Source organism: Agrobacterium tumefaciens (genome assembly GCF_013318015.2).
GTDB lineage: Bacteria > Pseudomonadota > Alphaproteobacteria > Rhizobiales > Rhizobiaceae > Agrobacterium > Agrobacterium tumefaciens.
This window is the reverse complement of sequence record NZ_CP115841.1, coordinates 2,632,284-2,652,816: the sequence shown is the minus strand read 5'-3', so window position 1 is coordinate 2,652,816 and position 20,533 is coordinate 2,632,284. Positions and strand designations below refer to the sequence as shown.

General features: G+C 58.3%; 17 protein-coding genes. 11 read left to right on the top strand and 6 right to left on the bottom strand.

The genetic code is table 11. The features are described 5' to 3' along the window. Positions 1-6 precede the first annotated feature (6 nt). Positions 7-525, bottom strand: coding sequence for a hypothetical protein (locus tag G6L97_RS12855; protein WP_025592081.1), 519 nt, complete (start codon positions 523-525; stop codon positions 7-9). Positions 526-602: 77 nt separating this feature from the next. Here G6L97_RS12855 and G6L97_RS12850 point away from each other — a divergent pair, with 77 nt between their 5' ends. Further along, the gene (locus G6L97_RS12850; RefSeq protein WP_003514444.1) at positions 603-1,241 is read left to right on the top strand and encodes a trimeric intracellular cation channel family protein; all 639 of its coding nucleotides are present in this window, start codon (positions 603-605) and stop codon (positions 1,239-1,241) included. Positions 1,242-1,313: 72 nt separating this feature from the next. Here G6L97_RS12850 and irrA read toward each other — a convergent pair whose 3' ends face one another. Next, the gene (gene irrA / locus G6L97_RS12845; RefSeq protein ID WP_003507276.1) at positions 1,314-1,733 is read right to left on the bottom strand and encodes an iron response transcriptional regulator IrrA; all 420 of its coding nucleotides are present in this window, start codon (positions 1,731-1,733) and stop codon (positions 1,314-1,316) included. 315 nt (positions 1,734-2,048) lie between these two features. Here irrA and fabA point away from each other — a divergent pair, with 315 nt between their 5' ends. The 5 genes from fabA to G6L97_RS12820 all read left to right on the top strand — a co-directional run bounded on the left by fabA (position 2,049) and on the right by G6L97_RS12820 (position 6,051). After that, complete coding sequence (fabA, locus tag G6L97_RS12840; protein WP_003514441.1) at positions 2,049-2,564, top strand: 3-hydroxyacyl-[acyl-carrier-protein] dehydratase FabA; 516 nt, start codon at positions 2,049-2,051, stop codon at positions 2,562-2,564. Positions 2,565-2,639: 75 nt separating this feature from the next. After that, positions 2,640-3,863: a beta-ketoacyl-ACP synthase I gene (gene fabB / locus G6L97_RS12835; protein WP_003514438.1), complete on the top strand. Its 1,224-nt coding sequence runs from the start codon at positions 2,640-2,642 to the stop codon at positions 3,861-3,863. Between the two features lie 5 nt (positions 3,864-3,868). Next, complete coding sequence (gene fabI / locus G6L97_RS12830; protein WP_003514436.1) at positions 3,869-4,675, top strand: enoyl-ACP reductase FabI; 807 nt, start codon at positions 3,869-3,871, stop codon at positions 4,673-4,675. 189 nt (positions 4,676-4,864) lie between these two features. Further along, positions 4,865-5,461 (top strand): TadE/TadG family type IV pilus assembly protein, encoded by a 597-nt coding sequence (locus G6L97_RS12825; RefSeq protein ID WP_003514434.1) that lies wholly within the window; start codon positions 4,865-4,867, stop codon positions 5,459-5,461. Next, positions 5,458-6,051 (top strand): TadE/TadG family type IV pilus assembly protein, encoded by a 594-nt coding sequence (locus G6L97_RS12820; protein WP_003514432.1) that lies wholly within the window; start codon positions 5,458-5,460, stop codon positions 6,049-6,051. The genes G6L97_RS12825 and G6L97_RS12820 overlap by 4 nt, the downstream gene beginning before the upstream one ends. A gap of 19 nt (positions 6,052-6,070) precedes the next feature. Here the strand turns inward: G6L97_RS12820 and G6L97_RS12815 are convergent, their stop codons facing one another. From G6L97_RS12815 to G6L97_RS12805, 3 genes are all read right to left on the bottom strand, one after another. Beyond that, positions 6,071-7,837 carry a sulfite reductase subunit alpha gene (locus G6L97_RS12815; protein ID WP_111782904.1) on the bottom strand — a complete coding sequence of 589 codons (1,767 nt, stop codon included), beginning with the start codon at positions 7,835-7,837 and terminating at the stop codon, positions 6,071-6,073. Beyond that, positions 7,834-13,338, bottom strand: coding sequence for a glutamate synthase-related protein (locus G6L97_RS12810; protein WP_111789066.1), 5,505 nt, complete (start codon positions 13,336-13,338; stop codon positions 7,834-7,836). The genes G6L97_RS12815 and G6L97_RS12810 overlap by 4 nt, the downstream gene beginning before the upstream one ends. Before the next feature lie 407 nt (positions 13,339-13,745). Beyond that, positions 13,746-15,074, bottom strand: a complete 1,329-nt coding sequence (locus tag G6L97_RS12805) for an MFS transporter (RefSeq protein ID WP_003514422.1) — start codon at positions 15,072-15,074, stop codon at positions 13,746-13,748. 306 nt (positions 15,075-15,380) lie between these two features. Here G6L97_RS12805 and cyoA point away from each other — a divergent pair, with 306 nt between their 5' ends. The 4 genes from cyoA to cyoD all read left to right on the top strand — a co-directional run bounded on the left by cyoA (position 15,381) and on the right by cyoD (position 19,561). Further along, the gene (cyoA, locus tag G6L97_RS12800) at positions 15,381-16,454 is read left to right on the top strand and encodes a ubiquinol oxidase subunit II (RefSeq protein ID WP_003514421.1); all 1,074 of its coding nucleotides are present in this window, start codon (positions 15,381-15,383) and stop codon (positions 16,452-16,454) included. 76 nt (positions 16,455-16,530) lie between these two features. Continuing rightward, positions 16,531-18,534 carry a cytochrome o ubiquinol oxidase subunit I gene (gene cyoB / locus G6L97_RS12795; RefSeq protein WP_003514419.1) on the top strand — a complete coding sequence of 668 codons (2,004 nt, stop codon included), beginning with the start codon at positions 16,531-16,533 and terminating at the stop codon, positions 18,532-18,534. 5 nt (positions 18,535-18,539) lie between these two features. After that, positions 18,540-19,166 (top strand): cytochrome o ubiquinol oxidase subunit III, encoded by a 627-nt coding sequence (cyoC, locus tag G6L97_RS12790; protein WP_003514417.1) that lies wholly within the window; start codon positions 18,540-18,542, stop codon positions 19,164-19,166. Continuing rightward, complete coding sequence (gene cyoD / locus G6L97_RS12785) at positions 19,166-19,561, top strand: cytochrome o ubiquinol oxidase subunit IV (RefSeq protein WP_003514416.1); 396 nt, start codon at positions 19,166-19,168, stop codon at positions 19,559-19,561. Before cyoC ends, cyoD begins: the two co-directional genes overlap by 1 nt. Here the strand turns inward: cyoD and G6L97_RS28205 are convergent. Continuing rightward, entirely contained in the window at positions 19,497-19,643 is a 147-nt protein-coding gene (locus G6L97_RS28205; protein WP_111782906.1) for a hypothetical protein, read from the bottom strand. The genes cyoD and G6L97_RS28205 overlap by 65 nt on opposite strands. A gap of 105 nt (positions 19,644-19,748) precedes the next feature. On the opposite strand from G6L97_RS28205, the gene G6L97_RS12780 reads away from it, so the two are divergent. Further along, positions 19,749-20,519: an SURF1 family protein gene (locus G6L97_RS12780; RefSeq protein WP_111782907.1), complete on the top strand. Its 771-nt coding sequence runs from the start codon at positions 19,749-19,751 to the stop codon at positions 20,517-20,519. The last annotated feature ends 14 nt before the right edge of the window (positions 20,520-20,533 follow it).

Genomic DNA, 20,533 nt, shown 5'->3' with positions numbered 1-20,533 from the left:
GCGTCGTCACTTGCGTGAGATGGTGACGAATTTCGTGCCGCGCACCCGCACCGTCATCAGGCAGGCTTCCTTGTCGGTTCGATCGCAATAACGCGGGTGCATCTTCAGTACGAAGACCATGTTGCCGAAACGTTTGATGAAATCGTAGCCGTAAATCCGAGCCGTCGCGATCATCAGATATCCGCCCTCTTTGACCTGGACGTAAAAATTGTAAGGGCAACCTTCGTCATCGCAGCTGCGGCCTTTTTCGCCATCGCAATCCAGCACGCCGTGATTGACGACGGCATCCATCAGGCCATCATTGTTGATATCCAGTCTGGTGATGAAATCATCGCCGAAGCCAGCCGTCTTGCACTCCTTGCGGAAATGATCCTTTTCATAGATCTCGGGATCGTTCACCAGCTGCTGCTGTGCCGCCAGCGCGACCGGAAACACCAAGAGGACCAGCGCCTGAAGAGCGGCAACGATAGCGATTCGCACGGCATTTTCCTTTGCATCCGTTTCGTTTATGGATGTTGCGATCATCCGGGCGGCCAGCCTAGAGTTCCGTGCTTGCGCGACACTGACGCAAACGCATCCAAATTTCCGGGGGGACCTTTTCCATGACACTGCTGGGTTTTCTCGATTATGCCGGCGTTGCCGTGTTTGCCGCAACCGGCGCATTGGCCGCCTCGCGCAAGCAGCTCGACCTGATCGGCTTCCTGTTTTTCGCCGCCGCGACCGGGATCGGCGGCGGCACCGTGCGCGATCTCGTGCTGGGCAGGGCGCCCGTGTTCTGGGTGTTGAACCCGACCTATATTCTGGTCTGCGTATCGGTTGCGGTCCTACTTTTCTTCACCGCCTACCTGTTCGAATCCCGGTATCGGGTGCTCATCTGGCTCGATGCCGTCGGCCTCTCAGCCTATTGCGTCATGGGAGCCGCCAAGGGTCTGGCTGCAAGCGGCTCCGCAACCGTGGCGATCGTGACAGGCGTTTTGACAGCGACGTTCGGCGGCGTATTGCGCGATGTTCTCGCGGGAGAACCCTCCGTGCTGCTGCGCCCGGAAATCTACATCACCTGCGCGCTTTTGGGCGCCTCCATCTTCACCGGCGCTTATTTCCTCGGAGCGCCGCTTTATGTCGCGTCGGGCATCGGCGTATTGACGGCTTTCGGTGTCCGGTCCGGAGCGTTGATCTTCGGATGGACCTTTCCGCCCTACAAGGGCAAGCCCGGCAGACGGCCTGAAGATATATTGAAGTGAGGCGGCGAAGGCTGCCTGAAACAAAAATGGCGCCCACAGGCGCCATGTTTTTTTGTTTATCAAGCCGAAGCTTCAACCGCGCTTGCGACGCAGGCGAATGACCACGTCCACATGGGCGATTTCCATGCCTTCGGGCGCCTCTGGCAGATTGTCGATCTGGAGATTGTTGACGGGGATGTCGAGAACCTCGTTCTCTCCTTCCACGAAGAAGTGATGGTGGTCGGACACGTTGGTGTCGAAATAGGTGCGGGCACCCTCGACAGCCAGAACGCGGATGAGACCGGCTTCGGTAAACTGATGCAGCGTGTTGTAGACCGTCGCGAGAGAAACGGGCACGCCGGCGGTCACCGCCTCGTCATGCAGCTCCTCGACAGTCAGGTGGCGATCACCCTTTGCGAAAAGAAGATCGCCCAAAGCAACGCGCTGGCGCGTGGGCCGCAGCCCCGAGCGCCGCAGCCTCGTCCCGATATCCAATGTGGCGTCAAATGCCATGCAATCCCATTCCAAACACAGGGTGAAACCCATCAATTGCAATAGCATATATCTTTTGCGGTGAATGCTTTCAATAGTTTCAGCGTCGCCGAGTGTCGCAAATGGCTGCAAACCGGCCATTCTTGCAAATTTCCTCTGGTTCCTGCCGGATGGTTCCTGTATGCGGACGGCATATTGAGGTAATGACTTCACTAAAGAAGGTTTGAAGACAAAGAATGGGGGCATAATGGCCTCTGCCCTTGCAGCGCTTCATTTTGAACCTAACTTGCTCTAGTGAAGTCGATAAACACCAGTGATTGAGGAAGTGAAAGCGGTATGGCAACGAGGCAATCAAGTTACAATTACGAGGAGATCCTTTCCTGCGGACGCGGCGAATTGTTCGGCCCGGGAAATGCCCAGCTTCCGTTGCCTCCCATGCTCATGGTTCACCGCATCACCGAAATTTCCGAAACCGGCGGCGCGTTCGACAAGGGTTTCATCCGCGCTGAATACGATGTCAGCCCAGACGACTGGTATTTCCCCTGCCATTTCCAGGGCAACCCGATCATGCCGGGTTGCCTCGGCCTTGACGGCATGTGGCAGCTGACCGGCTTCTTCCTCGGCTGGCTGGGCGAAGAAGGTCGCGGCATGGCGCTCTCCACCGGCGAAGTCAAGTTCAAGGGCATGGTTCGCCCGGAGACGAAGCTCCTCCAGTACGGCATAGATTTCAAGCGCGTGATGCGCGGACGTCTCGTTCTGGGTACCGCAGACGGATGGCTGAAGGCAGACGGCGAAACCATTTATCAAGCGACGGACCTTCGTGTGGGGCTGTCGAAGGAAAAGACCGCCTGAAGCGGACGGAATAGTCCTGGCAAACGCCGGGCGGCTTCGGTCGTCCAGCCGAAATCTTAAGAAAAGGTCCATTTCATGAGACGAGTTGTTGTCACCGGCCTCGGCATTGTTTCTTCCATCGGTGGTGATGCCGCCGAAGTCACCGCATCCCTGCGCGACGCCAAATCCGGCATTTCATTTTCACCGGATTTTGCTGAACACGGTTTCAAGTGCCAGGTATGGGGCAAGCCGTCTCTCGATCCGACCGAGCTGGTCGACCGTCGCGCCATGCGCTTCCTTTCGCAGGGCGGCGCATGGAACCACGTTGCCATGAAGCAGGCGATTGCCGATTCCGGTCTCGAGGAAAGCGACATCAGCGGCAACGAGCGCACCGGCATCATCATGGGTTCGGGCGGTCCTTCCACCCGCACCATCGTCGAAGCCGCCGATATCACGCTGAAGAACAACAGTCCGAAGCGTATTGGCCCGTTTGCCGTGCCGAAGGCCATGTCCTCGACCGCATCGGCCACACTTGCGACCTGGTTCAAGATCCACGGCGTCAACTATTCGATCTCTTCCGCCTGCTCCACATCGGCGCATTGCATCGGCAACGCCGCCGAGATGATCCAGTGGGGCAAGCAGGACGTGATGTTTGCTGGCGGCCATGAAGACCTCGATTGGTCCATGTCCAACCTCTTCGACGCCATGGGCGCGATGTCGTCCAAATATAACGAGACGCCAAACCTCGCTTCCCGCGCCTATGACGTCAACCGCGACGGTTTCGTGATCGCCGGCGGTGCTGGCGTACTGGTTCTTGAAGAGCTGGAACATGCAAAGGCGCGCGGCGCCAAGATTTACGCCGAGATCGTCGGTTATGGCGCAACCTCGGATGGTTACGACATGGTGGCTCCTTCCGGCGAGGGCGCGATCCGCTGCATGCGTCAAGCCCTTTCCACCGTCAAGGGCGATATCGACTACATCAACACCCACGGCACCTCGACGCCGGTGGGCGACAGCAAGGAAATCGGCGCGATCCGGGAAGTCTTCGGCGACAAGATCCCGCATATCCAGTCGACCAAGTCCCTCACCGGCCACTCGCTGGGCGCAGCAGGCGTTCAGGAATCGATCTACGGCCTGTTGATGATGCAGGAACGCTTCATCGGCGAGAGCGCGCATATTTCCGAACTCGATCCGGAATTTGCGGGCGTCCCGATTGTTCGCAGCCGCATCGACAATGCCAAGATCGACACGATCCTTTCCAATTCCTTCGGCTTCGGCGGCACCAACGCCACGCTGGTCTTCCAGCGTCATAACGGATAATTGCCATGAACGGCATCATGCAGGGTAAACGCGGCCTCATCATGGGCGTCGCAAACAATCACTCTATCGCCTGGGGTATCTCCAAGGCTCTTGCGGCGCAGGGCGCAGAGCTCGCCTTCACCTATCAGGGTGAGGCGCTCGGCAAGCGGGTAAAGCCGCTCGCCGCCGAGCTCGGATCTGACTTTATCGTGCCTTGCGATGTCGAGGATATCGCCTCGGTTGACGCGCTTTTTGCGGCAATCCGAGAAAAATGGGGTACGCTGGATTTCGTCGTGCACGCGATTGGCTTTTCCGACAAGAACGAGCTGAAGGGTCTTTACGCGGATACGACCCGCGAGAATTTCAGCCGCACTATGGTCATCTCCTGTTTCTCGTTCACGGAAATCGCCAAGCGTGCCGCCGAACTGATGACGAATGGCGGATCCATGCTGACGCTGACCTATAACGGTTCGCAGCGGGTTATCCCCAACTACAACGTCATGGGCGTTGCCAAGGCCGCTCTCGAAGCGTCCGTGCGTTATCTCGCTGCCGACTATGGCCCGCGCGATATTCGCGTCAACGCCATCTCGGCCGGACCGGTCCGCACACTGGCGGGCGCCGGCATTTCCGATGCGCGCGCAATCTATGCATGGAACCAGAAAAACGCACCGCTGCGGCGAACAGCGGATATCGACGATATCGGCGGATCGGCTCTTTATCTGCTGTCCAACATGTCGCGCGGCGTTACCGGCGAGTGCCACTACGTGGATTGCGGCTACAACATCACCTCCACACCCACCCTTGAGGTTCTCTCAAAAGCGGATGCGGAATAAGCTATCGTTTTTCCAGTAAGTAAAAGCCCGGCGATATGCCGGGCTTTTTGCGTTTATTGCCTGTGCCATTTTTGCGAACTGATAAAGTATAACTCGTCGGGGTAACTGAATTTAAACACCGGCTGGTTATGGTCCGCAACAAATTCAACGGTTGCGCTTGCCGCATATTCTAAAGATCGACACCCACATATGCGACTGGCCAAATTGAAGCCATTGCTGGAAAAATTCGGGCTCTCGCGTGACGGGACAGCAGCCATCGAATTCGCGATCCTGGCGCTTCCCTATTTCCTCGTCGTCTTTGCGATCATCGAAACTTTCATCGCCTTGATGGCGGAGCAGGTGGTCGTCAATGCTACCGACACGATGGCGAGGCGTCTGCGCACCGGGCAGATCAGCAGTTCGATTTCCAAAGAGGATTTTCGCAAGAGTTTCTGCAACGAAGTTTCGGTGATTATCACCTGCTCGGCTGATGAGATCAAAAAAGAACAGAAGCTTTATATAGACCTTCGCTCCTTCACCGCCTTCAAGGATATTCCAACTACGATACCCTTGAAAGCTAACGGCGAATATTACGATCTCGACACGGCGCAATTCGGCTTCAAGCCGGGTGGACCGGACACGATCAATATGCTGCGCGTCTATTATCGCTGGCGTGTAGTCGCAGATATCATCCGACCATATCTTACCAAAATACGCCCAGCCGACGGGTCGATGCCCTCGCATTTCCTCATTGTCGCGACCGATGCTTTCATGAACGAGAAATACACCACAAGCGGGGGCTCATGATGGCAGGGCTTGTTTCCACCATCACGAACGGTCGACTTCGTTTTATCGCGCTCGTCGCACGCTTCGCAAGGGATCGCCGTGGCGTGGGTGCGGTAGAATTTGCAATCGTCTTCCCGATATTGCTTGCGCTTTATCTGACGTCCTTCGAACTCACCATCGGCTATAATACCTACAAGCGGGCAAGCAGCGCCTCCGCAACGATCAACGACCTGATCTCCAAAACAAATTCCGTCGACAAGGCTTATCTGACAAGCATGCAGGACGTAACGGCTGCCGTCTTTGCGCCTTATAGCACCAAGGGTCTGCAGCTGAAGATCAGCGGCATCAAGATCGACAAGCAGAAACAGGCGACTATCGCCTGGTCCTGGAACGAGAAAAACGCGCGGCCCTATGTGGTGGGATCGCCAGTCTCCGTTCCCACACGTTTGCTTGTAGCGGACAGTTTCCTCATCCACGTCGAGCTTTCCGTGCCGCATGAATTGTTGATGTTCATGCCAGATATTTCTTCGTCCGGCGTAAGATCGATCACGATCGCACGCGATTATTTCTTCAAGCAGCGCGACGCTGAGATAACCTGCTCCAATTGCTGATGCGCCTCAGCGCGTTGCTCTAATAAACATCGCGCAGATACCGTTTTTCGCGCTTCAGCCCGTTTACATAGTCGCTTGCCGCTTCCGCAGAGATGCCCGCCTCGTCAATAACGATCCGGTGCAGGGCATCGTCAACATCCTTCGCCATGCGGGTCGCATCGCCGCAAACATAGAAATGGCCGCCCTCTTCGAGCCATTGATAGAGTGCCTTGCCGTTTTGGCGCATACGGGTCTGAACATAGATCTTTTCGGCCTGATCCCTCGAGAAAGCGAGATCGAGACGGGTTAGCACGCCATCGCGACTCATCTTTCCAAGTTCGTCTTCGTAGATGAAATCCGACTGCCGGTGCTGATCGCCGAAAAACAGCCAGTTCCGGCCCTTTGCGCCCCGCGCCTGCCGTTCCTGCAAAAATGCCCGGAATGGCGCAATACCCGTGCCGGGTCCCACCATGATAACAGGTGCGTCATTGTCCTGAGGCACGCGAAACGCCTTGTTCGGAGAGACGAAAATCCCGGCACTCTGCCCCGCTTCTACCCGGTCCGCGAGATAGGTGGAGCACACGCCGCCACGCTCGCGACCTTCGGCGCGATAACGCACGCTGGCGACTGTCAGATGCACGCTGTTGTGCGAGGCCAGAGGGCTGGAAGAGATCGAATAGGCGCGGTGCTGTAACGGCTTCAGGAACGTCACGAATTCAGCAAGGTCGAATACGGGTTTTTCACCGAGACTAAGCAGGTCGAGAATATCCTTGCTCCAGAGAAAGGCGGTAAGCTGTTCCCTGTCTCCATTCGCAAGGATGTGGCTGAGTTCATCGTGACCTGCGCGCTTGCCGATCTCCGCGACCAACTCACGCGACGGTGTCGATATCTCGAACATATTGAGAAGCGCATCGCCGACCGGACGGTCGAGTCCGGCGACTTCACCATCCGCGCTCACTCCGAAGCGTGCGAGCAGCGCGCCCACCAGTTTCGGGTCGTTTAGGGGAACGACGCCCAGAGCATCCCCCGCCTCATAATCGAGACCACTTTCGCCGAGATCAAATTCGTAGTGGCGAATTTCCTTGGACGAAGCAGGCCCGGAAAGAAGGCGATTGACGCTCACCTGCGCGGCATAGGGGTTCTTGCGGCTCCAGCCCTGTTTTGCCCGCGCGGGCGCCTCGGCGATCGCCGGCACAACCGCCGCCTTATTGCCACCATCGATGGCGAGGGCGAGTGGCAGGGTCTCGCCGATCCAGTTGGCGGCGACATCTTCGAAATCGATATCGCAATCGATACGCGTCTTCATCCGTTTGCCGCCAAGCTGCTCGAAGCGGGTATCGATGAGCTTGCCCGCCTGGCAGAAGCCATCGTAACCGGTGTCGCCAAGCGCAAGCACGGCAAAGTTCATCTCATCCAGCCGGGGTGCGGCCTCGTTGGAAAGTGCCTCCCAGAAAAGCTGGGCATTGTCAGGCATTTCACCTTCGCCGTAGGTGGAGGTGACGACAATGACGCGCTTCATGACGCCCAGACTATCCATGGAAACATCGTCCAAGGCCGTCACCACAGGCTGCATGCCCTGGGCACGGGCGGCGTCGGCTATATCCATCGCCAGCGCCTCGGCATTGCCGGTCTGGGTGCCGAAGAGAATGTTCAGCACGCTGGCCGCCGCCTTGGGAGCGGCAGCGGCAACCGATGTGTCCATACCCATTGCTGCGCGGGAATGAAGCCCGGCCAGGAAGCCGGATAGCCAGGCGCGCTGGTCGCCATTAAAAGGGGCATCTTGAGGAATGTAAGGTATCTTCATCATGCTGCCCTGTTCTGGCTGGATGCGGTGGCAAGGTCGGGAATGGCACGCGCCGCGAAAAGCTCCTCAAAGCCCGGCAGACGACCGATCTTCTCGATGTTTTTGCGGTCCTGCTGAATGATCCAGCCATAGGTGCCGGGACTATCCACCGACCAGATGTTACGGCGCGCAAGCGCCTGCTTGTAATCGTCGAGCCGCTTGGCGGCGATCATCACCGCAAGCTGCTCGTCATCATGATCGGAAAGCGCCTCGCGCGCATATTTCAGCAGCCGCTGCATCAGCGCATAGTCCTCCGTGAGGACGAGATTGCGCACGGCTTTTTCGATGGCGGGATCGGAAGGACCGGATGCCATCGGCAACCGTTGGAGAGCAATAGCCTGCGCCATACTCAAAACCGTGTAGTTGTTGATGAGCGCATACATGTCTTCCGTATCCGTCTCACCATAACCAGGGACGGTTCCGTTCAACACGGCCTTGCGGTCGCGATAGGCCAGCTTGAACTTCCGCACCTGATGGGCGGCAAGCGCGGATGCCAGTTCCTCCAGCAGCTCCTTGCGGGGCTTGGCTTTCAGAATTTCGTCGCTGTCCTGATAAAGCAGCAGGGCGCGCGGCATGCCGTAGACGAAATTGTGCTGTTCGCTTTCCCAGTTTTCCAGAATCCATGCGGCCTTGGCCGACCCTGTTTCGTCGACATGCCAAGTCAAAAGCTGGTGAACGGCCTGATTGTGGATAGATGCCTGTTCGTCCTCGCCGGTGATGGAGCCGAGCAGGATGGAATCATGGCTCACCTTCTTCGGCAGATCGCCGTAAGGGTCATATTGATAGACGAAGCCGCCGCTCATGCCGTTGCCGAAACCCTTGCCGAAACTGCCGAGGTTAAGCACAGCGCCATTGGTCATATATTCGCAGGCGAAGTCGCCCACACCTTCGACAACGGCTGTCGCACCCGAATTGCGCACCGCAAAACGGTCGCCCGCCTGCCCTTCCACGAAAGTGCGGCCGCCGGTGGCGCCGAACAATGCAAAATTGCCGACCAGCACATTGCCATCAGCATCTTGCGAACCGCCACCGGGGGAGCGCACTACAATGGTGCCGCCGCAGGCGCTTTTGCCGACGCCATCATTGCAGGTACCGGTATGGACCATGACCATGCCGTCATTGCAGAAAGCGCCGAAGGACTGCCCGGCTGAACCTGATGTGTCGATGCGCACCGAACCCGCCTCCAGAAAACGGCGGCCACGGCTATCCCGCTTCACAGCCGGAAGCGCATCCGCCTCTTCGTCGGAAAGTTCGTGGTTCAGCATGCGCTCGATATCGACGGCGAGCTGGCCGCCAACGCTCTTGTTGCAATTGTTGAGGAAACGATTGCCGCCAAGCTCGATGTTTTCCCGTCTGCTGTCGATCAGAGCCGAGCGCACCAGTTCAATGAAGGCATCGTCCAGCGCGAAGTCCTTTTCCATATAGACAGGGCTGTCGATCTTCACTTCCTCCACCACCGAAAGCATCGCCCGCAGGTCAAGCTGGCCGACGCTCGCCGGGTGATCGAGGAGGTGAAGAAGATCGGAGCGGCCCCGAGCTTCGCGCAGCGAGCGCAGCCCGAGTGCGGCCAAGATCTCGCGGGTTTCATGGGCGATGTTCATGAGATATTGCGCCAGCGCGCGTGGATCGCCGTTGAAGGCTTCCTGATTGGTGGTGAGGCCGGCGGGGCACTTGATGTTGCAGTTCTTCGCCATGACGCATTTCAGCATCATCAGCGCCGTGGTGCCGAACTCGAAGCTGTCGCCGCCGAGAAGAGCCGATTTCACCACGTCGCTCGCCGTCTGGTGCGCGCCGGAGCAGCGCAGCAGCACCTTGGCACGAAGGCCTGTGGCACAAAGTGCCTGATGCACCTCGGCGATGCCGATTTCCGCCGCGCGGCCGGTATATTTGAGGCTGGTGACAGCGGCCGCACCCGTGCCACCGGTATTGCCGGCAACATTGATGACATCCGCACCCGCTTTCGCAACACCGACTGCAATCGTGCCGATGCCTTCCGACGAAACGAGCTTGACGATGACGCGCACGCGCGCCGCCTTGGCGTCGTGGATAAGCTGGGCCAGATCCTCGATCGAATAGGTATCATGGTGCGGCGGCGGCGAAACCAGCTCGACGCCTGGGGTGCCGCCACGGGCCGCGGCTATTTCCACCGTTACCTTGGGGGACGGCAATTGCCCGCCCTCGCCGGGCTTTGCACCCTGGCCGATCTTGATCTCTATTTCCTCCAGCATCGGGTCGGCAAGATAACCCGCCCAGACACCAAAACGGCCAGACGCGAACTGCTTGATGCGCGAGGCGCGGATGGTGCCGTAACGGGAAATATGCTCGCCGCCTTCCCCCGAATTCGACATGCCGCCAACCATATTGGTGCCATGCGCCACCGCCTCATGGGCGGCTGCGACCAGCGCGCCATGGCTCATCGCACCCGAAGCGAGGGTCTTGGTGATCTCGCTCGCCTTTTGCACAGCGTCGAGCGCAATGCTGTCAGGTGCGGTGTGGATCAGCGACAGATAGGTGAAAGCTTCACCCTTCGCCTGAACCAGAAGCGCGCCGCCCTCCAGCCAATGGCCGGCAATATCCTCACCGAAACGATCAAGCAGCGACTGTCCGAGTGCGGCAAGCCGGGCAAGCTCATGACCGTGCGGCCCGGTCAATTCCAGCCGGAACGCGCCTTCGCCCGCACTTTCGCAGAGCAATCCGCGCACCATGAAGCTGTTGTTGCCACGTCTGGAAAAGCGCCCCATCTCGCGGCGGAATTCTTCGGCCGAACCGGCAAAGGTCACATCAGCCGGCAATTCCAGAACATCACGCAGGGCTGCCGGGCGGCGGGCCCTTTCTTCGGCCATCATGCGTGCGAAGGCGCGGTAACCCGGCGTTACCTCGAAAGCGTCGATTGCTTCGGGCGTCAACCGGTCGAAGCTGTTGTGATAATAGGCCGCATCGTTGAGGCCGAAAGCATCCTCCAGCCGGTTGAGCGGCAGGAGACGCAGCGCCTCTTCGTTGTCGGTTCCCTTGTCGAAACCGATCTTTTCTTCCGTCATATCGACGAAACCGCGAACCGCCGTCGTGCCATAGGAATGGCCCGCACCTTCGGCGCGCTCCTTGAAGAGACCGAGCAGCGGAATGTCGTTTTCACCCTTTACCGACAGCGCCTTTCGATGCCAGTCCGACACCGCCTGCGCGATGACAGCGAAGGTAACGCCACCGACCGGCGTCTTAACATTGGGGAAATAACGCTTCAGCACAGGATCGTTGGTGTCGAGGAAGTTCGGTTCGAAGAACTCGCCGCCAATATAGCTTTCCGCCGTGCACAGCCCGACCTTGCCCATGGTCTTCATCAGCGACTTTTCAGCCGCCTTGGCAAAACGCTTGAAGGCCTTGTCAGCATCGGCACCAAATTTCTCCTCGGCACGGAACTGCACGCCGAGTGGGTAGACAGCCGAAGCCCCGAAACCAAGGCCCGCTGCGATGTGATGCGAGGAGGAAAATTGCCCACTTTCAACGATCAGGGACACGCGTAGCCGCAGACCCTCCTCGATCAGCCGCTGGTTGATGGCGGAGACGACCATGATCATAGGCAACGCCGCACGACCTGCCGAAACGTGCCGGTCAGTGACGACGGCAATACCGCCCTCCCCGGCCGCGAAAGCCACAACCTCACCGCAGAGGCCATCTATCGCCTGACCCAAGGCCGCTTCGTTGGCACTCGCAGCATCAAAGATCGGCGTATAAAGCATCTCGAAACGACGAACTGGCGTCTCCGACTGCTCGCGAATGCGCAGCATGTCGAGATGGGTCAGGATCGGGGAGCGCACGACAATCTGGCGGGCCGCTTTCGCACCGCTATTCGGCTTTGCGCCGAGCGCCACGCGCAGCGTCATGCCATCGGCCTCACGAATGCTGTCGAGCGGGGGGTTGGTGACCTGCGCAAAGCGTTGCGAGAAATATTTGGCGACCCCGCCTTCCTGATCGGAGAGCGCGTTGATGGCATTGCCATAACCCATGGCCGAGATTTTTTCAGCACCCGACGCCAGCATCGGATCCATCAGGAACTTGAAGCTTTCCTGATTGTGCGAATAGGCGACATAGCGCTGATGCCGTTCCAGATCGCCATTGTATCGAAGCGGCGATCCCTGCTTTTCGGCGGGCACCTCCGGCAAATCCGCAAGCATGACGCGCGCTTCAGACAATAACGACGGGTAGTCCCGCCGCGCCGCCAGAAGCTCCAGCGCCTCGACGGTGGAAAAGGCGCGCCGTTCGGCGTGGTCGTAATAAAGCATGCCGCCGGCCTCGATGCGACCGCGACGAATGACGCTTTCGGCCGGAAAGGCGATCTGCCCCGCCTCCGACATGACGCAGAGATAATCGTCTGTCTCGACGGTCCGCAGCGGGCGTAGACCGAGGCGATCAAGCCGTGCGCCGATGATGGTGCCGTCGCCGAAAATCAGCGCAGCCGGGCCGTCATTCTTCTCCTCGTAGAGCGAGAAATATTCCAGCATCGCCTTGACGGCGGGCGAGAGCGTGTCGTCGTTTTCCCAGGCGGGCGGCATCATCGAGACGACGGCGGTGACAAGGTCGAGACCGTCTTCCATCACCCGCGCCTGCAATGTCTGGTCCAGACGGCAGCTATCAGACTGGCCCTTCGGCCGGATGATGCTGGCATTTTTCGCCAGCGCCACGGCCGCTTCCGACAGCCGGTTCTTCTTGTCGGTGTTGAGTTCGCCATTATGCGCCATCAGCCGAAAGGGCTGCGCCATGGAGGGGTGCGGATCTGTATTGGTGGAAAACCGCGTGTGGAAATACATCGTATGCACTTCATGGCGCGGATCGGTCAGGTCGCAGAAATAGGGCATGACCTCATGCGAGTTCAAACGCCCTTTCAGAACCTGCGTGCGTGCGCTGAGCGACAGCGGATAAAAACCGGCAAGTTCCGGCGCAGTATAGGCAAGCGCCTCGATAGCGAGCAGCGCCTTGTGAATACGCCAGTCGAACTCGGCAAGGGTTGCGCATTCCGCTGGGGCCGAAAAGACCCATTGCCGGATCGGCAATTGGTAGGAAATGGCGGCCGCGCGGATGGCCGCGTCATTCACCGGTACATTGCGGACGAGCAGGATCGAGAAGCCCTGTTCCTCCAGAGCACTGCCGATGATGCCGATCGCCTGGTCATGAAAAGCAGGGTTCTGCGGCAGGAAAAAATTGCCGACGCCGAACCGGCCGGCTTGCAAGGAATCGTTGTCCGTCAGCTTCCGGAAAAATGAGAGTGAAAGATCGAGCGACACGCCAGCACCATCACCCACGCCCTCCGCCGACATGCCGCCGCGATGCGGCACGGCACAGAGCGCCTCGTGACCGCGCTTCAGCACATCATGCGTCTGCACGCCGTCCTTGCGGGTGATGAAACCGACGCCACAGCTGCTTTTCTCAAAAGCCGCATCGTAAAGGCCGAATTTTTGCTCCGTCACGCTCAAGGTTCTCTCCTCTCGTTGCGCATTCCGCGCGGCATCGCCCTTTTCCCGAAACCCGGCGCGTCAGCCGGCACTCTGCGGGCGGAGCCGCAGGCGACCTGGCTGCTCCTCTTCTTTTCTGCTTATCGGCGTTTAATGGCGCGAACGGTCGTTTTGCGGCCGCCAAACGGCGTGGCGGCATTGGCCGCTTTCTCGCAAATAATGATCGTCATCGTTCGCATTGCGTTCCCTGATGGCCGGCAATTCCGGCAGTGAGACACATTGAATTACGTCAGTATTGCTTACATAATATTTCATGATTGGCCGAGTCAAGATTAAAATCGGTCCCACGCAATAAAAAAACAAAAACGCCGCGAAATCCGACAGGATTCCGCGGCGCGATGGCTGCAGAGGTGTTTATATTGCCCTGTTCACTCCGAGGGCATGTCCAGTGTTCGGCTGAACCACAGTGCGACCAGTGTACAGACTGCACCCGACATCAGGTAAATGCCGACCGCAAACAGTCCGAATTTGGACGAAAATCCGAGCGCCACGAGCGGTGCAAAACCAGCGCCGATCAGCCAGGAAATATCCGAGGTGAGCGAAGCGCCGGTATAACGGTATTCGCGGCTGAAGCGGGAGGCAAGCGCACCGCCCGCCTGGCCGAAGGACAGGCCAAGCAATGCAAAGCCGACCAAGACGAAAAGATAGCGCCCTATATCGCCCGAACTCAGCAGAAGCGGCGCCACGAGGCTGAAAAGACCGATCAGCACTGCGGCGAAAGCCAGCAGCTTCCGCCGGCCGATTTTGTCGGCGAGAATACCAGACACGACGATCATGCCGCCGGCGATGATGGCGCTGACGAATTGCACGAACAGAAAGTCCGAAACCCGCTGGGTGGTATTGAGGGAAACCCAGCTCAGCGGGAAGACCGTGACAAGATGGAAGAGCGCGAAGCTTGCCAGCGGCACGAAAGCGCCCGTCAGCACGACCGGAAACTGCGAGCGCAGCATCTTGAACACGGGGCGCGGCTCCAGCTCATGCTGTGCAAGCATGGACTGGAATTCCGGCGTGACAATCATGCGCAGGCGGGCAAAGAGCGCGAGAACATTGAGCGCGAGTGCAACGAAGAACGGGAAGCGCCAGCCCCAGGCCAGGAATTCCGCGCTGGAGAGCTGCGTCACGAACACGATGAAGAATGCGCTGGCAAGACCAAAGCCCATCGCCGCACCAATTTGCGGCATCATGGCGTACCAGCCGCGCTGCTTCGGCGGTGCATTCATGGCGAGGAGCGAGACAAGACCATCCCAGGCACCGCCAAGACCAAGTCCCTGACCGATACGGAATACCGCCAGAAGACAGGGGGCAAGCATGCCGGCTTCCGCATAGGACGGAAGAAAGCTGATCGCCATCGTGGAACCGCAAAGCGTGAACAGGGCCGCCATCAGCTTGACGGCACGGCCGAACTTTCGGTCGATCTGGAGGAAGATCAATGAACCGATCGGCCTTGCGATGAAGGCCAGCGAGAAGACCGCAAAGGAATAAAGCGTCGCCGTCAGCGGATCGACGAAGGAAAAGAAGACATGCGGAAAAACGAGCGCGGAGGCGATGGCGTAGATGAAAAAGTCGAAAAACTCCGTCATTCTCGCAAGAATGACAGCAATTGTAATGCGATCCGGATCGACCTTGACCGGATCGGTCCCATGTCCCTTCGCTTCCGGCGCCTGCCCAAAAGATGGAGCAGCATCAGTATAACTCATAATATCCCTCCTGCGTCATGGACGAACCATTTCCTGTAACGCGCCGGCTCCTCTTCCTTAGCGTTACGATGCGACGGATTGTCACACGCACCCTACGTAACGTCAATTGAAGTTTGATAAGAAAGGCTTGCCCCGCAAGCTCCCTATGCGATAATGCAGCCGCTCCGCCTTCAAACGCGGCTCCGCTAAGCCTATGGTGCATCGCGAAGGTTTCGCTGCACCGCGACAATATACCTCATTTCAAAAATGATGTTCGGCAATTAATCGCGGCATAATCCAAACTGTACGAGTTCAAAGAACGTGCGCATGATCAAGAAAATCACATCTGCCCTTCTGGCAATCCCCGCACTGCTGCTGCTTAGCGGCTGTAACCTCGTGGTGATGAACCCTTCGGGCGACGTCGCCATCCAGCAGCGCGACCTCATCATCACGTCCACGGTTCTGATGCTGCTCATCATCGTCCCGGTTATCGCCCTGACGCTGTTCTTCGCATGGAAGTATCGCGAATCGGCGAAGGCCGAGGACTACGATCCCGAGTGGCATCACTCGACGCGCCTTGAAATGGTGATCTGGTCCGCCCCGGTCGCCATCATCCTGATGCTAGGCACGGTGACCTGGATTTCCACCCACCGTCTCGACCCCTACCGCCCGCTGGAGCGTATCGACGAAAACCGTCAGGTTACCGCCGAGACCAAGCCGCTTACGGTGGAAGTGGTGGCCATGGACTGGAAGTGGCTGTTCTTCTACCCCGAGCTCGGCATCGGCAGCGTCAATGAATTCGCAGCTCCGGTCGATGTTCCGATCAACTTCAAGATCACCGGCACGACCGCGATGAATTCGTTCTTCGTTCCCGCACTCGCCGGCCAGATCTACGCCATGGGTGGCATGCAGACCAAGCTGCACGCGGTCATCAACAAGGAAGGCGTTTATGACGGCTTCTCGGCCAACTTCTCCGGCCCTGGCTTCTCGCATATGCGCTTCAAGTTCCATGGTCTCAGCCAACAGGGCTTCGATCAGTGGGTTGCGAAGATCAAGGATGGCGGCAAAGGCTTCGGCCGCCAGGAATATCTCGACTTTGCCAAGCCCTCGGAACGTGAGCCGGTGCAATATTTCGCCTCCGTCGATCCGCAGCTTTACGATGCCATCCTCAACCGCTGTGTCGAGCCCAACAAGCTCTGCATGCGTGACATGATGCATATCGACGCCAAGGGCGGCGGCGGCAAGGAAGGCATCGATATCGCCAAGGCGCTGAACTCCGTCGTCTGTACACCGCTTTCACCTTACGGTGTCGCCAGCGGACCCCAATCCACTCCGGCTGCGATCGAAGGACAGACTTTCGAACCCGCGGCGCTGCCGGAAACGAAACAAGTCGCTGGCTGACGGATAAGTCCCGGCATTATGCGGCGCGGCCAATGGCTGCGCCGATCTTATGTCTTAGAATCGCAAGAGGCTAAAAATGATCGTCAATTCCGATCAAACGTCATTCCTGTTCGGGAAGCTGACATGGGAGTCCATCCCGCTTCACGAGCCCATTCTCGTCGCGACCTTCGCGGCAGTGGCTCTGGGCGGCATCGCCGTCGTCGGCGCCCTCACCTATTTCCGGCTGTGGGGTTATCTCTGGAATGAATGGTTCACGAGCATCGATCACAAGAAGATCGGTATCATGTACATCATTCTGGCACTCGTCATGCTGCTGCGCGGTTTCGCAGATGCCATCATGATGCGCGTCCAGCAGGCGATCGCCTCCGGCGGATCGGAAGGCTATCTTCCGCCGCACCATTACGACCAGATTTTCACGGCCCATGGCGTCATCATGATCTTCTTCATGGCCATGCCGATGATCACCGGTCTCATGAACTTCGTCGTGCCGCTGCAAATCGGCGCCCGCGACGTTTCGTTCCCCTTCCTCAACAACTTCTCGTTCTGGATGACCACGGCCGGTGCCGTCATCACCATGATCTCGCTGTTCATCGGTGAATATGCGCAGACTGGCTGGCTTGCCTATCCGCCGCTTTCCGGCATTGATGGAAGTCCGGGCGTGGGTGTGGATTATTACATCTGGGGTCTGCAGATCGCCGGTGTGGGCACGACGCTCTCTGGTATCAACCTGATCGTCACGATCATCAAGATGCGCGCACCTGGCATGACCATGATGCGGCTGCCGATCTTCGTCTGGACGTCGCTGTGTTCGAACATCCTGATCGTGGCATCCTTCCCGATCCTGACCGGCACGCTCGCCCTTCTGACCCTTGACCGTTACGTTGGCACGAATTTCTTCACCAACGATCTCGGCGGCAACCCGATGATGTATGTCAACCTCATCTGGATCTGGGGCCATCCCGAAGTTTACATCCTGGTGCTGCCGGCCTTCGGCGTCTTCTCGGAAATCGTCTCGACCTTCTCCAACAAGCGTCTTTTCGGTTATGCCTCGATGGTCTATGCGACGGGTGTCATCACCATCCTCGCCTACATCGTTTGGCTGCACCACTTCTTCACCATGGGTTCCGGTGCAAGCGTCAACGCTTTCTTCGGCATCACCACGATGATCATATCGATCCCGACCGGTGCGAAGATCTTCAACTGGCTCTTCACCATGTACAAGGGCCGCATCAAGTTCGACGTTCCGATGCTGTGGACGATCGGTTTCATGATCACCTTCGTCATCGGCGGCATGACCGGCGTTCTTCTCGCTGTTCCGCCGGCGGACTTCGTGCTCCACAACTCGCTGTTCCTCATCGCCCACTTCCACAACACCATCATCGGTGGCGTGGTGTTCGGTGTGCTTGCGGGTATCGTTTACTGGTTCCCGAAGGCCTTCGGCTACCGCCTCGATCCGTTCTGGGGCAAGCTGTCCTTCTGGTTCTGGTTCATCGGCTTCTACTTCGCCTTCATGCCGCTCTACATTCTCGGCCTGATGGGTGTGACCCGCCGTATCAGCCAGTTCGAAGACAATTCGCTACAGATCTGGTTCCTGATCGCAGCCTTCGGCGCCTTCCTGATCGCGCTTGGCATCGCTTCCTTCGTCATCCAGCTCATCGTCAGCTTCTTGAAGCGCGATCAGCTCCGTGACGTGACCGGCGATCCCTATCATGGGCGTACGCTGGAGTGGTCGACCTCGTCCCCTCCGCCTGCCTACAACTTCGCTTTCACGCCGGTTGTGCATGACGTCGACGCCTGGGCGGATATGAAGAAGCGCGGTTACGACCGTCCCAAGGAAGGCTTCATACCGATCCATATGCCGAAGAACACCGGTGCGGGCGTAATCATCAGTGCCATCAGCGTCGTTCTTGGCTTTGCCTTGGTGTGGCACATCTGGTGGCTGGCGGCTCTGTCCATGCTCGCCATCATCGCGGTCTCGATCGCCCATACCTTCAACTACAACCGCGAATACTACATTCCTGCCTCCGATGTTTCGACAGTCGAGGCGGAACGTACGAAGCTGCTTGCGGAACAGGCGTAACGAATATGGCTCATACACCTGCACAAAGCGCCGCGGGCGCGGAAACACCGGTCTTCTACCTGAAAGAAGACCACCATCCGGAGAACGGCACCTCGCTGGGCTTCTGGCTCTATCTGATGAGCGACTGCCTCATCTTCGCAACGCTGTTTGCCACCTATGCCGTTGTCGGCCGCAACTACGCGGCCGGCCCTTCGGGCGCAGATCTGTTCGATCTGAAGCTTGTGGCGATCAACACCGCTTTCCTGCTTTTCTCTTCCATCACCTATGGCTTCGCCATGCTGGAAATGGAAAAGCAGAAGGTGAAGACGACGCTGATCTGGCTCGGCATCACCGGTCTCTTCGGTCTCGCCTTCCTCGCCGTGGAACTTTACGAGTTCCATCACCTGATCGAAGAAGGTGCAGGTCCACAGCGTTCGGCGTTCCTTTCCGCCTTCTTCGCGCTGGTTGGTACGCACGGTCTGCACGTCACCTTCGGCGTGATCTGGCTCGTCACACTGATGTTCCAAGTCGCAAAACATGGTCTGATCGCCGCAAACAAGCGTCGCCTGATGTGCCTGTCGATGTTCTGGCACTTCCTTGACGTCATCTGGATCGGCGTCTTTTCCTTCGTTTATCTCATGGGAGTTCTTTGATGAGTTCCGAAGCACACGCACACCACGACGCGCATGGCGACGACCATCATCACCATGATGGCGCCAGCCACGGCACGTTCAAAAGCTACATGATCGGCTTCGTCCTGTCGGTCATCCTGACGGCGATCCCGTTCTGGCTGGTCATGGGCGACGTTCTTGAAAACAAGACGCTGCTGGTCATCGCGATCATGGGTCTCGGCGTCATCCAGATCTTCGTGCACATGATCTACTTCCTGCACATGGACACCAAATCCGAAGGCGGCTGGACCTTCATGGCGCTGATCTTCACCGTCGTGGTGCTGCTGATCACGCTCTCCGGCTCACTCTGGGTCATGTACAACATGAACAAGAACATGATGCCGCTGCACATCGAGGATGTGAAAAACCTGCCCTGAGCAACCATAGATCAACGGCCTGCCGGATTTCCGGCAGGCCGCTTTCTGCGCCAGCACACGATCCCGCAGCGCATAACCCCATGAATCGTCGGCGCGATTTATGGGGTTATTTGCTGGAAGACCCGGATGCCGACAGCCGACAGTGTTGCCGTAGCAAACCGCATGGCCTTGCAAGGACTGTGAAACCATGACCGATCCGTCGACAACCGCCCCGCACACGCGACGCGTCCGCCCCGCAGCAATCGTCGTCCTGCTTCTGACTATTGTACTGACAGGCTTCCTGCTGGCGCTTGGAACATGGCAGGTTCAACGCCTCTTCTGGAAGCTCGATCTCATCGAACGCGTCGAAGCTCGCGCCCATGCCGCACCTGTGGATGCACCGGCAGCCCGCGAATGGCCGGCCCTTGCCGATCCCGCAGAGTATGAATATCGCCGCGTGAAACTGTCCGGCACCCTCCTCAACGACAAGGAGGTCCAGGTCTATACGGTCAGCGATCTCGGGCCCGGCTACTGGGTGATGACGCCGCTGAGACGCGATGACGGATCGAATATCATCGTCAATCGCGGCTTCGTGCCTTCCGACAAACGCGATCCATCCTCGCGCCGGGAAGGGGAGCCAAGCGGGCAGGTCGAGATCGTCGGGCTGATGCGCGCGTCAGAAACCGGCGGGCTTTTCCTTCGAACCAACGATCCGGCAAATCGGCGCTGGTACTCCCGCAATATCCGGCAGATATCGCAGGCATCCGGCCTTTCCGGCGTGGCGCCCTTTTATGTCGATGCCGATGCGACGCCCAATCCGGGTGGCCTACCGGTCGGCGGCAAGACCATGCTCACCTTCCCCAACAACCACCTGTCCTACGCCATCACATGGTACATTCTGGCGGCCATGGTAATTGCCGCTGGATGGTACGTGCTGCGCAATCTCAACGCGCCGAAATCGAAACGGAAAGAGGATTGAACAGCCGGTTTTAC

Coding starts and splice junctions, on each gene's coding strand:
- G6L97_RS12805 (WP_003514422.1), bottom strand. CDS start 15,074: ATGAGTTATACTGATGCTGCTCCATCTTTTGGGCAGGCGCCGGAAGCG.
- cyoA (WP_003514421.1), top strand. CDS start 15,381: ATGATCAAGAAAATCACATCTGCCCTTCTGGCAATCCCCGCACTGCTG.
- cyoB (WP_003514419.1), top strand. CDS start 16,531: ATGATCGTCAATTCCGATCAAACGTCATTCCTGTTCGGGAAGCTGACA.
- G6L97_RS12850 (WP_003514444.1), top strand. CDS start 603: ATGACACTGCTGGGTTTTCTCGATTATGCCGGCGTTGCCGTGTTTGCC.
- G6L97_RS12855 (WP_025592081.1), bottom strand. CDS start 525: ATGATCGCAACATCCATAAACGAAACGGATGCAAAGGAAAATGCCGTG.
- G6L97_RS12780 (WP_111782907.1), top strand. CDS start 19,749: ATGACCGATCCGTCGACAACCGCCCCGCACACGCGACGCGTCCGCCCC.
- cyoD (WP_003514416.1), top strand. CDS start 19,166: ATGAGTTCCGAAGCACACGCACACCACGACGCGCATGGCGACGACCAT.
- G6L97_RS12815 (WP_111782904.1), bottom strand. CDS start 7,837: ATGATGAAGATACCTTACATTCCTCAAGATGCCCCTTTTAATGGCGAC.
- fabI (WP_003514436.1), top strand. CDS start 3,869: ATGAACGGCATCATGCAGGGTAAACGCGGCCTCATCATGGGCGTCGCA.
- G6L97_RS12820 (WP_003514432.1), top strand. CDS start 5,458: ATGATGGCAGGGCTTGTTTCCACCATCACGAACGGTCGACTTCGTTTT.
- G6L97_RS28205 (WP_111782906.1), bottom strand. CDS start 19,643: ATGGGGTTATGCGCTGCGGGATCGTGTGCTGGCGCAGAAAGCGGCCTG.
- fabB (WP_003514438.1), top strand. CDS start 2,640: ATGAGACGAGTTGTTGTCACCGGCCTCGGCATTGTTTCTTCCATCGGT.
- fabA (WP_003514441.1), top strand. CDS start 2,049: ATGGCAACGAGGCAATCAAGTTACAATTACGAGGAGATCCTTTCCTGC.
- irrA (WP_003507276.1), bottom strand. CDS start 1,733: ATGGCATTTGACGCCACATTGGATATCGGGACGAGGCTGCGGCGCTCG.
- cyoC (WP_003514417.1), top strand. CDS start 18,540: ATGGCTCATACACCTGCACAAAGCGCCGCGGGCGCGGAAACACCGGTC.
- G6L97_RS12825 (WP_003514434.1), top strand. CDS start 4,865: ATGCGACTGGCCAAATTGAAGCCATTGCTGGAAAAATTCGGGCTCTCG.